Below are 15,780 nucleotides of genomic sequence, written 5' to 3' on the forward strand. Positions count from 1 at the left end.
TTACATTCTTTGCATCTGAGAAGCAGGTTGTATGTGACAAACAAGAATGTATTATGAGAGCTATCTGTTCAGTAATTGTCAAACTTGGGTTTGCGACAAAACGGTCGATCGGCCTATTCATTATATACAATCTTTATGTTTACTGCGTTAGTGCTTCTTTAAAGCCTAACTTGTTTAGCCGGCAACGCCATACATCGTCTGTTCCTGTAAGGCCTTTGCTGCAAATGATCCAGATAAAGTTATTTGAATCCACCACCATTGAATACTCACTACCTTTTCTGGCAGTTAATTCGGTAGGGAAGTAGAATTTCTTATTCGCTTTATACCAAGCAATACCCGCTACCGAAGTATAGAATGTATCGAATTCATTGCCGAAAGCATAGAACTCTTTTCCGTAATGAATGATAGAGGGCAATGTTAAGATGGGGCAGAAGGCATTTTGGGTATATAAATCGGCCCACGATAGTCCGTTATAAGAGCCCCAAGGAAGAATTGGTTTTACCGCTTCGGTGCGCTCGTTGGTAGTAGTACCCATCAACATAGCTCCCTGAACCCCTGTGTTGTTACTAAAGATAGTAGCCGAAATGTTGGTTCTGGGAAAACTGTCTGCTACGACTTCTCCTAAATCAGATGTCTCTGTCCAACTTGTTGCATTTTCGTTTGTGAAGCAGAAACGATGAATCTTGGCATCGGTGGCATCTACCGAAACAGCTGCAATACCGATTGTCTTATTTAAGTTGTTTCCTTGGTTCTCAGGGAATCCTACAAGCAACGAAGCGATCTTGCGATCGTTCAGTGTTGTATGCTTTTGCCAGTTTGTTCCATCAGTAGAATAATACATGATACCTTCGGCAACCGCATAAAGTTGATCCTTAAAGTTGAGAATAGACGATAAGTCGACAGAGGCAGGTAGACCATTGATAGTTCCTGTAGAAGTCCATCCTCTGGGATTGTCGGTGAGGGTTTTATAGGCAATTACTTGCGAAGCAGTTGTTTTAGAGAATACAAAAATGGTTTTGTTTAATATAACAGCCTTTTGCGGACCGCTTATGGCTCCTCCCGAGAAGCCCTTCATCAATGGTGCGGGTTGTTGGCCTTTGGCTTGTCCCCAGTTTAAAGAGTCGGGATCTTGCTTATGAACACGCACTTCAATGGTATATCTACGGGTGTATTTCTTGTACGTATCTTCGGAAATCCCCTGATACATCAGGTTCATTGCTTCCATAGACATCACTTTCACTTTGAGCGGTTCTCTGAAATCAACAGAGTCTGTTGTGTTGAGTCCCTGCGTAACATTATCTTTAATACTATCTTTTCCTTCTTTATTAATAAGTATAACCGCTCCTGAAACAGTAGTCAACGTCTTGATTAGTATCTTATCGATAATTGTGTCTGAACCCATAGGCAATGAGTCAAGATTATAAATTTCACCTTTGAGCTGGTCGATAGTAAACTGATAGCTCTTGCCATGTACGGTATCAAGCGCAAATGCATGTATTGTTGCGTCTGTACTGTATTCTCCCACTTGGTTATTGTCGTTCAGACACGATGAAATGGCGAATGATACAAACAGAAGGCTCACAATTACGGATAAAAACTTAATTCTCATTTGAAGATTGTGTTTATTTACAAGTTGCAAAAATAGGAACAATTTTCGCGATATTGAACATTAACGGGAAGTTTTATATAAAATTATAGATAACATAACTGCTTTTATGGGTTAAACGCCTTATGAGCAGAGCTTATTTACACTATTTTGTTAATATAATGTTCTATTTGTACCCCGAAGAAGCTGCTTTGTACGCTCTCTCTCTCTCGTTCTATGTGGGGTGCTTTGATACCTGCCGATAGCTGAACGGTGGATATCTCAACAAATGCCTCATCCCATAAACCCTCATCAATAAAGGTCTGTAGCAACTGTTGACCTCCTTCGACCAATAATGATTGGAGGTTGCGCTCATAGAGAATTTCCATTAATTGAGGTATGATATTTGTTTGGTAGTTCAATGTAATATATTCTGTTTGTTCACTTTGGGCTCTTTGATGGGCGGTTAAGATTAAGGTTGGTACACTCCCGTCAAATAAATGCAGGGTGGGTGGGAGCGTTAAGTCCCGGTCTAATGCGATACGCACCGGGTTGTGTCCGTACCAATTGCGTACTGTTAACGACGGATCGTCGAGGCGTGCTGTTCGCGTACCTACTATAATAGCATCCGATTCTGCTCTTCGTTTATGCACCAGCATGGAAGTAAGCGGAGTTGATAGGATAACCGGCCGCCCGTTTGTTCGCTCTTTGTCAATAAAGCCATCGGCTGATTCGGCCCATTTTAATGTGATGTATGGTCGCTTATAGGTGTGAAACGTAATGAAGCGGCGAATCAAGTGCCGGCACTCTTTTTCGAGTACTCCCACAATCACCTCACGCCCTGCATTGCGTAGCTTTTCGATACCTCTTCCAGCTACTTTGGCAAAGGGGTCTTCGCATCCGATGACGATTCTCGGTATCTCTTTTTCGATGATTAAATCTGCACACGGAGGTGTTTTTCCATAATGGGAACAAGGTTCTAGACTTACGTAGATAGTCGATCGCTTCAATAAAGCGGGGTCTTTTACCGAGCGAATTGCATTTACTTCGGCATGTGCTTCTCCACAGCGAACATGATATCCCTCGCCAATGATTTTCCCGTCACAAACGATAACGGCACCCACCATTGGGTTGGGTGATGTGTTTTGTAAACCGTTGCGGGCTAGCGAAATGCATCTGCGCATGTATTTTTCTTCTTCCATCTTTTAGGCTTGTAGCTATAATAATTGTATTTTTGCATCTCAAAACACTACAGAGATATGAATCGTGTCAGTACGTACATCCGTCAATCATTGCAAGACTATTATTCACCGCAGGAACTTAAAACCCTGACGATGATGCTTTGCTGTGATGTACTCGGCTTTGAGGCTATTGATGTTTATTTGGGCAAAGATATTAATTTATCGGAAAGCAAGCAGTGCGAATTGGAAAACATTCTGGCTCGTATGCAGAAAAACGAGCCGATACAATACGTATTGGGCACCGCTATGTTCTGCGGAATGCCGTTTGATGTCGCTCCCGGCGTGCTCATTCCCCGTCCCGAAACGGAAGAACTGGTCGATTTGGTCGTGAGAGAGAATCCCGGTTCATCCCATATACTCGATATGGGTACCGGAAGTGGATGTATCGCTATCTCCCTTTCAAAAAAGCTTCCTGAAGCTAAGGTTACTGCTTGGGATATCTCTGATGAAGCATTGGTTATTGCCCGTAGGAACAACGGCAAGCTGCAAGCTACAGTTATGTTTGAGCAGCAAGATATACTGTCGTACCATTCTGATTCGGAGGCTGTTTTTGATGTTATCGTTAGTAATCCTCCTTATATAACCGACTCTGAAAGACAAGAGATGGATGCCAATGTGCTTGAATGGGAACCGGCACAGGCCTTGTTTGTGCCCGATGACGATCCGTTGCGATTTTATCGTCGCATTGCTCTTTTGGGGCGCAAACTATTGAGAACAGAAGGAAAACTTTATTTTGAAATAAACCGGGCCTATGGCAATGAAACTGTTCTGATGCTCGAAGAAACAGGATATAAAGGCATTCGTGTCTTGAAAGACCAGTTTGGAAATACTCGAATTGTAACAGCTTACCGATGAAATTGATTACCGAAGAAGAGGCACTGCATAAAGTTGCAGCTTATTGCTCCGCTGCCGAGCATTGTAAGGCAGAAGTAAGTGACAAACTACTGAAGTGGGGAATTGCATATGATGCCGTTGATCGGATTATCGATCGGTTGGTGGCAGAAAGGTACATAGACGACGAACGCTACTGTCGGTCGTATATCAATGATAAATTTCGCTTTGCCAAATGGGGGAAAGTAAAGATCGCGCAAGGATTGTATATGAAGAAAATTCCTTCGGATGTGGCTTGGCGTCATTTGAATGAGATTGACCAAGATGCCTATTTGGATGTTTTGCGCGGATTGATTGCCGGAAAACGTAAAAGCGTGCAAGCCGATAATGATTATGAACTGAATGCAAAGCTAATGCGTTTTGCTCTGAGTCGCGGTTTTGAGATGAAAGATATCAAACTTTGTATTTGCTTTTCGGATGAAGAAGAGTATGTTGACTGAAAAAATAAACGGATTCTTCTTTCTATTCTCGTACTATTTCCGTATTTTTGCATCTTATAATTATCATAGTTAGTTTAGTTATGAAAAATTTAGAGAGATTATTTGCCGAGAAGTTGTTGAAAATTAAGGCGATAAAACTTCAGCCGGCGAACCCATTTACTTGGGCTTCCGGGTGGAAATCACCGTTTTATTGTGATAACCGTAAAACCCTTTCTTACCCTTCTCTTCGTAATTTTGTGAAGATAGAAATTACTCGTCTGATACTGGAACAGTTCGGGCAGGTTGATGCAATTGCCGGTGTAGCTACAGGGGCAATTCCTCAAGGAGCTTTGGTTGCCGACGCATTGAACCTTCCGTTCGTATATGTTCGTTCTACTCCCAAGGACCACGGTCTTGAAAACTTAATCGAAGGTGAGCTTCGTCCGGGTATGAAGGTGGTAGTGGTTGAAGACCTGATTTCGACTGGTGGTAGCAGCTTGAAGGCTGTTGAAGCCATTCGTCGCGATGGTTGTGATGTGATTGGTATGGTAGCTGCTTTTACCTATGGTTTCCCCGTGGCAGAAAAGGCTTTTAAAGATGCCAAAGTATCTTTGGTAACGCTATCCAACTATGAAGCCGTGCTTGATGTTGCATTGCGTACCGGTTATATCGAAGAAGAAGATATTGCTACACTAAACGAGTGGCGCAAAGATCCTGCACATTGGGACGCTGGAAAGTAAAACGATTTAACGATTAATCAAAAACAGGATAAAGAAGAACCATTCGAATATTTATTGTTCGGATAGTTCTTTTTTTGTCTTATATAAAGAATTAAAAAGATGACAACATTTGAGAGCGAAGTAAAGGTAATACCTTTTAGTCAAGAGCGCGTTTATGATAAACTGTCTAATCTCAACAACCTGGAAGCTATCAAAGACCGTTTGCCTCAAGATAAGGTGAAAGATATTAGCTTTGATGCTGATACACTCAGCTTTAGTGTTCCGGCAATTGGTCAATTAACGTTGAAGATCATTGAACGAGAGCCTTCTAAATGTATTAAGCTGGAGACAACCAACTCACCACTACCTTTTAATATGTGGATTCAATTGGTGCCTACTACTACCGAAGAATGTAAGCTCAAAGTGACCATCGGTATGGAACTAAATCCCTTCATGAAAGGTATGATCCAGAAACCATTGAACGAAGGATTGGCCAAAATGGCTGATATGCTGGCTATTATTCAATATTAGAAACCGGAGAAGACTATGACACAAAAACTTTGGGAGAAATCTGTTCAGGTGAATCAGGATATTGAACGATTTACAGTAGGTCGAGATCGCGAAATGGATCTTTATTTGGCAAAACATGATGTAATAGGTTCCATGGCGCATATCACGATGCTCGAGAGTATCGGATTACTTACACGCGAGGAACTGAATCAGTTGCTCGCTGAGCTAAAGTTAATTTATGCCGCTGCCGAAGCAGGCAACTTCGTGATTGAAGAAGGTGTAGAAGATGTACATTCGCAAGTAGAATTGATGCTTACTCGCCGATTGGGCGATGTAGGTAAAAAGATTCATAGCGGTCGGTCACGAAACGATCAGGTGTTACTCGATTTAAAACTATTTACACGCACACAGCTGAAAGAGGTGGCCGAGGCTGTTGAGCAGCTTTTTCAAGTACTTTCTATGCAGAGCGAACGATATAAGGAGGTGCTGATGCCCGGTTATACGCATTTGCAGATTGCTATGCCATCGTCTTTTGGTTTATGGTTTGGTGCCTATGCCGAGAGTTTGACCGATGACATGCTATTCTTGCAGGCCGCTTTTAAAATGTGTAATCGCAATCCACTTGGCTCTGCTGCCGGTTATGGCTCGTCATTTCCGCTCAATCGTACGATGACAACCGAACTGCTTGGTTTTGATTCGATGAATTATAATGTGGTTTATGCTCAGATGGGGCGTGGCAAGCTCGAACGTAACGTTGCTTTTGCATTGGCCACCATTGCCGGTACAATATCTAAACTCGCCTATGATGCCTGCATGTTCAATAGTCAGAATTTTAACTTTGTAAAGCTGCCCGATGAATGTACAACCGGTTCCAGCATTATGCCTCATAAGAAAAATCCGGATGTATTTGAACTAACCCGTGCCAAATGCAACAAACTGCAATCTTTGCCACAGCAAATTATGATGATTGCCAATAATCTGCCATCGGGCTATTTCCGCGATTTACAGATTATTAAGGAGGTGTTCCTACCTGCGTTTCAGGAGTTGAAAGATTGCTTGCAGATGACAACTTACATCATGAACGAGATCAAGGTCAATGAGCATATTCTCGACGATGATAAGTACTTGCTTATCTTTAGCGTAGAAGAAGTGAATCGTTTAGCAAGAGAAGGTATGCCTTTCCGTGATGCTTACAAAAAAGTTGGTCTTGATATCGAAGCCGGACAATTCTCTCATGATAAACAAGTGCATCATACTCATGAGGGTAGTATCGGCTGTTTATGCACAAGTGAAATTTCAGCTTTGATGCAGCAGATTGTTGATGGCTTCAATTTTTGTGGTATGGAAAAGGCAGAGAAAGCTTTACTTGGACGCTAGTGCTGATTAGTAAATGAATTACTTATACTTCTTCTCATAGATATTGTTGGTTGTGATAATACTTATGAGAAGAAGTATTCTTTATGATAGAGTCTCCTACGGAGAAAAAAGCTCGATAAGAGGAATATTGCTTCCCGAAATATTGCTGCTAATACCTTTTGAGTGGTAATTTGATTTTTTTTCTTTAACTTTCCTGTTGAAAAGTTTGGCAGAAACAAGGAAACTACTTATCTTTGCACCCGTTAAAAATCGCGAAAGTAGCTCAGTTGGTAGAGCATAACCTTGCCAAGGTTAGGGTCGCGGGTTCGAATCCCGTCTTTCGCTCTCTCTTTGATAGGCTGCTCGAATGGTGGAATGGTAGACACGAAGGACTTAAAATCCTTTGACCAGTGATGGTTGTGCGGGTTCAAGTCCCGCTTCGAGTACAAAAAAAGCTTCTGATTTATTACATCGGAAGCTTTTTTTATGTACTAATCCATACTTCCAATTGTATTGAATATATGGGCTCCAATACTTTCTTAGTATTCTTTCCATTGCTGTTTGTTATCAGTTTTCTTGTAAAACGTTGCTGTCAAGTGACAAAAGTATAAAAAGAAAACAGATAATCTTGCCGTTCTACTATTTTTTGTAGCTTTGCATCTATATTTATTTAACCCTAATCTATGCTGCGCACTATACTTATGGCTACATCTGTTACCTTGTCTGTCTTGGTAGGAGAGGCACAAGTCTCTTTACGGAAAGTGAATATTATTCCTGAGCCTGTACACATCGCACAGACAGTGGGAGAGTTTATGATAAACCGTTCCACGATCATTCGTGTGGCCGACAAAGAACTTTTACCCTCGGCCTTCTATTTGTCCGACTATATAAATCATTATTTGGGTTATCCACTATCAGTAGAAAAGAGAGAACGAAAAGCCGAAAGTATTTTGCTTATCAATAAAAACAATGGTGAAGTTTCGGGGGGCTATCAGCTAACGATTACACCCCAAGGTATTGAAGTTCATGGAAATGACGCTGCTGGTGTATTTTACGGTATACAAACAGTGATACAATTGTTGCCGACACGAGCCGGTATTCTGCCTATATTGCCTGCAGTCACCATAACCGATTATCCTCGTTTTGCCTATCGGGGGATGCATCTTGATGTAGTACGTCATTTCTTTCCGGTTGCATTTATCAAAAAATATATTGATTATTTGGCACTACACAAGATGAATTACTTCCATTGGCATCTTACTGATGACCAAGCTTGGCGTATCGAGATGAAATGCCGCCCGGAATTAACTCTAAGAGGTTCATTGCGTGAGGGTGAAATAGAGGGATTGTATCCGGGACTATATAAACCATTGCCTTACGGAGGATATTATACCCATGAACAAGTGAAAGAGGTGATCGCTTATGCCAAAGATCGGCAGGTGACTATTATTCCTGAAATAGATATTCCAGGTCATTGTATGGCAGTTCTTGCCACTTATCCGGAATTCAGTACAACACCCGATGAGCCCAAGAAAACAGCTTTGACTTGGGGCATTTTTAATAAATATAACAATGTATTGGCTCCTACACCGGCAGTATTTGATTTCTTGCGAGAGGTGTTTTCCGAGTTATCCGATCTGTTTCCCGGACAGTATATTCATGTGGGAGGTGATGAGTGTGCCAAGCGTTGGTGGCAAGAGTCGGAGCTTACCCAGCAATTTATGAAAACACATGGGTTAGTTGATGAGAAGGCCTTACAAAGTTATTTTATTGATTTTGTTAAGCAGGTTATCAATGAAAAAGGAAAGACATTGATTGGTTGGGATGAGATATTGGAAGGTGGAGTTTCGAAGGATTGTGTCGTCATGAACTGGCGAAAACCAGCTTACGGAAAGAAAGCGATAAAAGCGGGGCATCGTACGATAATGACCAGTTCTGCTTGGTCATACTTTAATTTGAAAGAGTCTCGTACGCAGCCCGAAATAGGTCCTCGTGGACCCTTACCGCTTGAAAAAGTATATGCGTATGAAATAGTTCCGGATAGTTTGACGACTGTGCAAGAGTCATTCGTTTGGGGAGCACAGGGTTGCTTATGGACAGAGTATGTCCCTACCACGTGGAAAGCTGAGTTTGCTCTTTTCCCGCGTTTATCGGCATTGGCAGAGAATGTATGGTCACCAGTAAATAAGAAGAGCTGGGAGCGCTTTGCCTCAAAGATGGAAATACAGTTCGAGCGTTTTGAGTTGTGGGGAGCTCGTTACTCAGAATCTTTCTTCCGTACGCAAGATGTGGTACGGCAGCGGTAATCCCTAAAAAAGCGAAAGGAGTGCTACATGCACTCCTTTCGCTTTTTTAAAGGCTTGTATTCATCGTTGGATCATGAAAAACGTTCGATACCGATTACGCGCAAGGCAGCAGTGTAATACTCACACGGTACAGATAGTAGGATGCTGTTTGTGCCTTTGTCTTTCATTGATACTTCAATGTACGCAGCGTTCAGTAGGCTTTTAACACTGGCAACCTCCCATGGACTTCCAACGAAGATATCTACCTGAGAAATCTTTCTACTCGTTATCATTTGCTATTATTGTTTTTATTTTGGCTGCAAATATAGAGGTTAGTTGCAACTTTTGAGTAGAATTATAGATAATAAAGGTGAATGGGGAGCGCAAACGTTGTCGTTTACGCTCTATTAACATTTATTGTGCATCATTCTTTCGGATCTCAACCCGACGAATTTTCCCGCTGATGGTTTTGGGGAGCTCATCTACAAACTCGATCACACGCGGATATTTGTAAGGGGCTGTAACCTTTTTAACATGATTCTGAAGTTCTTTTGTCAGCTCTTCACCGGCACGATCTTTGTACTCCTTGGACAATATGATGGTAGCTTTTACGACCTGTCCGCGAATCTCATCAGGAACTCCGGTAATGGCACATTCTACTACGGCGGGGTGAGTCATCAGAGCGCTTTCTACTTCGAAAGGGCCGATACGGTAGCCCGAACTTTTAATCACATCGTCGGCACGTCCCACAAACCATAGATAGCCGTCTTCGTCTTTCCATGCTACATCGCCTGTATAATAAATACCATTGTTCCAGGCTTCGTTCGTTCGTGCACTGTCGCGGTAGTACTCTTTGAATAATCCCAGAGGTTTCTGCTTGTCTGTACGAATCACGATTTGTCCCTGCTCGCCTGCTTCGACCGAACGGCCTTCGTGATCGATCAGATCAACGTCGTATTGCGGGTTGGGTACGCCCATACTTCCGGGTTTGGGCTCCATCCAAGGGAAGGTGGCCACGGTTAGCGTTGTTTCTGTTTGTCCGAATCCTTCCATTAGTTTGATGCCAGTCAGCTTTTTGAATGTATCGAAAACAGCCGGATTGAGTGCTTCGCCGGCAATGGTGCAATACTTTAGTGATGAAAGATCGTATTGAGTCAGATCCTCGCGAATGAGGAAGCGGAAGATAGTAGGAGGTGCACAAAGTGAGGTAATGCGATACTCTTGTATTTTCTCGAGGATGCAAGCAGGAGTAAACTTCTCATGGTCATAGACAAAGATGTTCGCTCCGGCAATCCATTGGCCATAGAGTTTGCCCCAGACTGCTTTTCCCCAACCGGTATCGGCAATGGTCAGATGTAGGCTGTTTTCATCCAGATTGTGCCAGTAGCTGGCCGTTACGATATGCCCCAGCGGATAGGTGAAATCGTGTGCAACCATTTTGGGCTCGCCTGTGGTTCCCGAAGTGAAATACATCAGCGAGATATCATCGTTGCTATTGACTTGTGCCGGACGCACAAAAGGTGCAGCTGCTTCAATGCCTGCATGAAAATCCTGGAACCCTTCGGCTATCTCGGGGCCTACGCTTACCAAGTGTTTGACGGTGGGACATAGAGGCATCGCCTCGGTGATATGCTTGGTGATGACTTCTTCGCCGGCGCAAACGATCATTTGTATGTCGGCGGCATTGCACCGGTATGCAATGTCCTTCTTAGTCAGCAGGTGAGTAGCGGGAATCACCGTTGCCCCCAATTTGTGCAAGGCTACGATGGCATACCAGAACTCGAATCGACGTTTGAGAATGAGCATAACCATATCGCCATGGCCAATACCTAAACTTTGAAAGTAAGCAGCCGTTTTATCTGTTTCACGCTTCATTTCGGCAAACGTGAATTGGCGGCATGCACCTTTATCATCGGTCCAAAGTAAGGCTGGCTTGTCCGGCTGTTCGGCTGCCCAAGCATCTACGATGTCATATCCGAAGTTGAAGTTTTGGGGTACGTTTATCTGTAGATTCTTTATGAAGTCTTCTTGCGAAGAAAAAGTTGTTTGAGATAAAAATCTTTCTATCATGTTCGTTACATTATTACGGCTAGAAATCGCACCGTTTTTCCATCGAGTGCCTTCATGCCATGTGGGATTTTTGAGTTGAAATAAATACTATCTCCCTCGTTCAGAGTTAATTCTTTTCCATCGATTGAGAGCATCATTCTACCCTCTAGTACCAAGTTGAACTCCTGCCCGGCGTGACTGTTATAGTGTATGGGTTCATCGCCCGATTTGGGTTCAACAGTCACAATATACGGGTCTACATTACGATTTATAAATCCGGCGGCGAGCGATTGATACTTATAAGCTTTGGTTCGTTCGATATACGTTCCTTTCCCTGCGCGAGTCAGGAAATAACTACTCATTTTAGGCTCTTCGCCAAACATCAGCGCATCGATGGCAACATTGTACCGACGTGCTATCTTTTGTAACATACTTACAGAAATATCATATTCTCCTGTCTCTGCGAGACGATACTCTTCGGCGGATATATCACAATCGCGTGCAATATCTTCTGAAGTAAGATCCAATACTTCACGCAGGCCGCGTAGGCGTTCTGCTATTTGTCTGATTTGGTCGTTCATAGTTAATTTATTTGTGTGTAAAAGACACATTACCTACTTGCTTTCATCGCTTTGATAATCGCCGAAGCGAAGCTGGCATGTTCCAATTCGTTAATTCCTTTGATTGTAATACCTCCTGGTGTAGTCACCTTATCAATTTCGATACTAGGGTGTGTGTCATTATTCAGTATCAATGCGGCAGCGCCTTTGGCTGATTGAGCAATCATGGTCATTGCATCGTCTGGACGGAGTCCCATCTCTATACCTGCCTGCATGGCTGCTTGGATATATTTGAATACATAAGCAATGCCACAAGAAGAGAGCGCAGTGGCTGCTTCGAGTTTATCTTCGGGGATAACCATGGCGATACCCATTTCGCTGAATACATTGACGATCAACGCTTCCATTTCGGGTGAGACGTTGCGCGAAGCAATAAGTGTCATGCTTTCCAATTCGCTTATGGCCGTATTCGGAATGACCCGAAACATAGGCATTTCAGGTTCAATCAGATCGTGAGAAAGCTGTTCGAAAGTGATACCCGAAGCAATCGAGACGAGTATTTGTTTACTCTTTAGTTTCAGTTCACGAAGTACTGTTTGCACCAACCAAGGTTTAACAGCCAAGATAACTATTTCGGCTCCTGAAGCAGCCTCTTGGTTGTTCCGTGTTGTAATAAGATTAGGGCATACGCTGCCTAGGTTTTCCAATATACCTTCGTTAGGGTCTGACACTACGATATTGTCATCCGCAAACAATTTACTTTTTGATAATCCCCGAGCGATTGAACCGCCCATATTACCTGCACCAATGATAGTTACTTTCATAAAACTGATGTTTATTAAGGTGATTAGTTAAGTACAGCTTTGAAGCGAGATAAAAACTCTGTAGCTTCGGTCATGCTTAAGCATAGGGGAGGCAATAGACGAATCACGTTTGTACCACTAACCCCTGTGAATACTTTCTGTTCTTTCAATAAGCGGGTACGTATCTCCTTGATAGAATCGTTGAATTCCATACCGATCATTAACCCTTCGCCACGCACTTCCTTAATCTGTGGAAGTCCCTTTAACTCTTCTAACAAATAAGTACCTACTTTGGATGCGTTTTCGATCAAGTTTTCTTGTTCCATAACATCTATGACTGCCAATGCAGCTGCGCAAGCCAGGTGATTGCCCCCGAACGTAGTTCCCAGCATCCCATATACGGGTTTAAACTCTGGACTGATGAGTACACCTCCCATCGGAAAACCGTTGGCAATACCTTTGGCTACCGTGATCATATCGGCTTTGATACCTGCATGTTGATGTGCGAAGAACTTTCCGCTACGACCGTAACCACTTTGTATTTCGTCGAGAATCAGCACTGTACCACTTTCTGTACAAGCCTGTCGCAATGCTTGCATAAATTCAGTTTTGGGAACCTTGATGCCACCCACTCCTTGAATACCTTCAATAATGACAGCGCATACATCGCCTTTGGCTAGCTCGGTGCGTACGGCTTCGATGTCGTTAAGTGGCAGAAAAGTAACATGTCCGTTGGCATTGATCGGTGCAATAATCGAAGGATTATGAGTAGCCTCGACCGCCAATGAAGTACGGCCGTGAAACGCTTTGTTGAAAGAGAGAATGCGGGTACGCCCGGTATGGAAAGAGGCTAGCTTCAATGCATTTTCATTCGCCTCTGCACCGCTGTTGACAAGGAATAACGAATAGTCGTCATAACCCGAAATTTTGCCTAACCGCGTTGCCAATTCTTCTTGCAGCTTATTGATCACTGAGTTGGAGTAAAAACCAAGTGTGCTTACTTGTTTGGCAATAGCATTGGCATAGTGTGGATGAGCGTGTCCAATAGAGATCACTGCATGGCCTCCGTAGAGGTCGAGGTACTCTGTTCCATTCTCGTCCCACACGTGACAACCTTTACCGCGTACGATATTGATATCAAATAGGGGATATACGTCGAATAATTTCATAATGATTAGGTGTTAAAATGCCGATGGTTTAAGTCTTAATCCGACTGTCTCTTCCAGATTGAACATAAGGTTCATGTTGTGAACCGCTTGTCCAGAAGCACCTTTCAGCAAATTGTCGATACACGAAAGAACGAGCAGTTTATCGCCGTGCTTTTCGAGATGCAACAAACATTTATTTGTGTTGACCACTTGTTTGAGGTCGATGTTTTTATCTACAATATGTACAAAAGAGTCTTTTTCATAGTACTCTTCATACATGCGTACGATTTCTTCCAGAGCTACCTTGGTACGCACCACCAGCGTAGCGAAGATGCCACGGGCAAAGTCTCCTCGGTAGGGGATAAAGTCGATCTCTGATTCGAAACTGTTTTGCAACTGTTTGAGTGATTGTTTAATTTCGGGCACATGTTGATGGTCGAAAGCCTTATATACGCTCATATTATTATTGCGCCAGCTAAAATGACTGGTTGCACCCGGCTTTACACCTGCTCCGGTGCTACCGGTAATGGCATTTACCATGACATCCTCGTTGAGCATCAGGTGCTTGGCCAACGGAAGCAATCCTAGCTGAATGCAAGTGGCAAAACAACCCGGGTTGGCTACGTGGTTAGCCTTACAAATGGCTCTTCTGTTCAGTTCGGGTAGGCCATAAAGGAAGTCGTGTTCGGGCGATGCGATACGATAATCCATCGAGAGATCAATGATTTTCAGTGTTTCGGGCACATTGTGGCTCTCCATAAACTTACGTGTATCGCCATGAGCGGTACAGAAAAAGAGTACATCGATTTCATCGAGTGGCAGTTGATCGGTGAAACAAAGGTCACATTCGCCATAAAGTCCTTCGTGTACATCGGTGATGCGGTTGCCCGCATTGCTGGTGCTGTTGATAAACTGTATTTCGGTTTCGGGGTGGTTCAGCAACAGGCGAATCAATTCGCCTGCCGTATATCCAGCTCCACCAATGATTCCTGCTTTGATCATATCTCTTCGTCTTTATGGTTAGTATAATATACGCGTAGTGGGGTTGATGTAACCTTGATGAAGCCTTTGGCATCTTCTGCCGTCCATCCTTTCTGCACCTCTCCGTACTCACCAAATTTAGTTTTTACAAGATCGTCTTTAGAGTCTACTCCGATGGTCGAGAATGATAACGGACGAAGTTCCAAAATGACCGTTCCGTTTACATTACGCTGCGACTCGGACAACATGGCTTCGATATCGCGCATTACCGGTTCCAGATACTGACTTTCATGCAGAAACATGCCGTACCAGTTTGCCACCTGATCTTTCCAGTATTGTTGCCATTTGCTCAAGGTATATTTTTCGAGGAAACGGTGTGCACCGATGATCAGCATCGGGGCTGCCGCCTCGAAACCTACACGGCCTTTAATGCCGATGATGGTATCGCCTACATGCATATCACGTCCGATACCATACGCTGCACCGATCTCTTCGACCCGCTGAATGGCAGCAATTTTATCTTCGAATACTTCACCGTTAACCGCATGTAGCTCGCCTTTTACAAACTCCAGACGAAGCTCTTCGCTGCCTTCTTTAGTTACCTGCTTCAAGTAAGCTGTTTCGGGTAGCCCTTTGGTTGAATCCAAAATTTCACCTCCACAGATCGAAGTGCCCCAAAGCCCTACGTTATACGAATACTTTAGTTTGGCAAAGTCGGCTTCGAATCCATGTTGATTTAAGTAATCAATTTCTTCCTGGCGAGTGAGTGCTTTGTCGCGTGTTAAGGTGATGATTTCTACTCCGGGAGCCATTACGAGGAAGGTCATATCGAAGCGAATCTGATCGTTACCTGCTCCGGTAGATCCGTGGGCAATGGCTTCGGCACCAATCTCGTTGGCATAACGAGCCACTGCAAGTGCCTGAAAGATACGCTCAGAGCTTACTGAAACGGGGTAAGTGCCGTTGCGCAACACATTTCCGAAAACCATAAACTTCAGGCTTTTCTCGTAATACTCTTGTGTTACGTCCAGTGTTACGTATTTTACAGCGCCCAGGCGATAGGCGTTTTCTTCGTTTTGTTTCAATTGTTCGGGACTGAAACCACCTGTGTTGGCACAAGCTGCGTATACTTCATACCCGAGTTCGCGTGTGAGGTACATTACGTTGTACGAAGTATCCAATCCGCCACTAAAGGCCACTACTACTTTCTTTTTCTTCTGTTCCATAGGGCTG

Annotated in this window: 15 protein-coding genes and 2 tRNA genes; 8 read left to right on the forward strand and 9 right to left on the reverse strand. The window is 43.4% G+C overall.

Features of this window, described 5'->3' with window-relative positions; genetic code table 11:
• Positions 1 to 139: 139 nt before the first annotated feature.
• On the reverse strand, positions 140 to 1,609 hold the full coding sequence (locus tag TY03_RS13025) for a DUF6242 domain-containing protein (protein ID WP_042370722.1): 1,470 nt from the start codon (positions 1,607 to 1,609) through the stop codon (positions 140 to 142).
• Between the two features lie 137 nt (positions 1,610 to 1,746).
• Positions 1,747 to 2,787 (reverse strand): bifunctional diaminohydroxyphosphoribosylaminopyrimidine deaminase/5-amino-6-(5-phosphoribosylamino)uracil reductase RibD, encoded by a 1,041-nt coding sequence (gene ribD / locus TY03_RS13030; protein ID WP_042370724.1) that lies wholly within the window; start codon positions 2,785 to 2,787, stop codon positions 1,747 to 1,749.
• Positions 2,788 to 2,844: 57 nt separating this feature from the next.
• Here ribD and prmC point away from each other — a divergent pair, with 57 nt between their 5' ends.
• From prmC to TY03_RS13070, 8 genes are all read left to right on the forward strand, one after another.
• A complete protein-coding gene (gene prmC / locus TY03_RS13035) occupies positions 2,845 to 3,681 on the forward strand; it encodes a peptide chain release factor N(5)-glutamine methyltransferase (RefSeq protein ID WP_042370726.1) in 837 nt (278 codons plus the stop codon).
• Positions 3,678 to 4,157: a regulatory protein RecX gene (locus TY03_RS13040; protein WP_042370728.1), complete on the forward strand. Its 480-nt coding sequence runs from the start codon at positions 3,678 to 3,680 to the stop codon at positions 4,155 to 4,157. The genes prmC and TY03_RS13040 overlap by 4 nt, the downstream gene beginning before the upstream one ends.
• Before the next feature lie 80 nt (positions 4,158 to 4,237).
• A complete protein-coding gene (gene pyrE / locus TY03_RS13045) occupies positions 4,238 to 4,876 on the forward strand; it encodes an orotate phosphoribosyltransferase (RefSeq protein ID WP_042370730.1) in 639 nt (212 codons plus the stop codon).
• Between the two features lie 99 nt (positions 4,877 to 4,975).
• Positions 4,976 to 5,386 carry an SRPBCC family protein gene (locus tag TY03_RS13050; protein WP_042370731.1) on the forward strand — a complete coding sequence of 137 codons (411 nt, stop codon included), beginning with the start codon at positions 4,976 to 4,978 and terminating at the stop codon, positions 5,384 to 5,386.
• Between the two features lie 15 nt (positions 5,387 to 5,401).
• The gene (gene argH, locus TY03_RS13055) at positions 5,402 to 6,742 is read left to right on the forward strand and encodes an argininosuccinate lyase (protein WP_042370733.1); all 1,341 of its coding nucleotides are present in this window, start codon (positions 5,402 to 5,404) and stop codon (positions 6,740 to 6,742) included.
• Positions 6,743 to 6,993: 251 nt separating this feature from the next.
• Positions 6,994 to 7,066, forward strand: a tRNA-Gly gene (locus TY03_RS13060).
• 16 nt (positions 7,067 to 7,082) lie between these two features.
• Positions 7,083 to 7,167, forward strand: a tRNA-Leu gene (locus TY03_RS13065).
• A gap of 237 nt (positions 7,168 to 7,404) precedes the next feature.
• Positions 7,405 to 9,027: a beta-N-acetylhexosaminidase gene (locus TY03_RS13070; protein ID WP_042370735.1), complete on the forward strand. Its 1,623-nt coding sequence runs from the start codon at positions 7,405 to 7,407 to the stop codon at positions 9,025 to 9,027.
• Positions 9,028 to 9,098: 71 nt separating this feature from the next.
• Here TY03_RS13070 and TY03_RS13075 read toward each other — a convergent pair whose 3' ends face one another.
• From TY03_RS13075 to TY03_RS13105, 7 genes are all read right to left on the reverse strand, one after another.
• The gene (locus TY03_RS13075; RefSeq protein ID WP_042370737.1) at positions 9,099 to 9,299 is read right to left on the reverse strand and encodes a DUF2007-related protein; all 201 of its coding nucleotides are present in this window, start codon (positions 9,297 to 9,299) and stop codon (positions 9,099 to 9,101) included.
• Between the two features lie 121 nt (positions 9,300 to 9,420).
• A complete protein-coding gene (locus tag TY03_RS13080) occupies positions 9,421 to 11,076 on the reverse strand; it encodes an AMP-binding protein (protein ID WP_042370740.1) in 1,656 nt (551 codons plus the stop codon).
• A 5-nt stretch (positions 11,077 to 11,081) separates the two neighbouring features.
• Positions 11,082 to 11,636 (reverse strand): helix-turn-helix domain-containing protein, encoded by a 555-nt coding sequence (locus tag TY03_RS13085; protein ID WP_042370742.1) that lies wholly within the window; start codon positions 11,634 to 11,636, stop codon positions 11,082 to 11,084.
• 29 nt (positions 11,637 to 11,665) lie between these two features.
• The gene (gene proC, locus TY03_RS13090; protein ID WP_042370743.1) at positions 11,666 to 12,439 is read right to left on the reverse strand and encodes a pyrroline-5-carboxylate reductase; all 774 of its coding nucleotides are present in this window, start codon (positions 12,437 to 12,439) and stop codon (positions 11,666 to 11,668) included.
• A 23-nt stretch (positions 12,440 to 12,462) separates the two neighbouring features.
• Positions 12,463 to 13,587 (reverse strand): aspartate aminotransferase family protein, encoded by a 1,125-nt coding sequence (locus TY03_RS13095; protein WP_042370745.1) that lies wholly within the window; start codon positions 13,585 to 13,587, stop codon positions 12,463 to 12,465.
• 12 nt (positions 13,588 to 13,599) lie between these two features.
• Positions 13,600 to 14,568, reverse strand: a complete 969-nt coding sequence (gene argC / locus TY03_RS13100) for an N-acetyl-gamma-glutamyl-phosphate reductase (protein ID WP_042370747.1) — start codon at positions 14,566 to 14,568, stop codon at positions 13,600 to 13,602.
• Positions 14,565 to 15,773, reverse strand: a complete 1,209-nt coding sequence (locus tag TY03_RS13105; protein ID WP_042370749.1) for an argininosuccinate synthase — start codon at positions 15,771 to 15,773, stop codon at positions 14,565 to 14,567. The genes argC and TY03_RS13105 overlap by 4 nt, the downstream gene beginning before the upstream one ends.
• Positions 15,774 to 15,780: the final 7 nt, after the last annotated feature.

The sequence above is a fragment of the Bacteroides neonati genome (assembly GCF_000499785.1).
GTDB lineage: Bacteria > Bacteroidota > Bacteroidia > Bacteroidales > Bacteroidaceae > Bacteroides > Bacteroides neonati.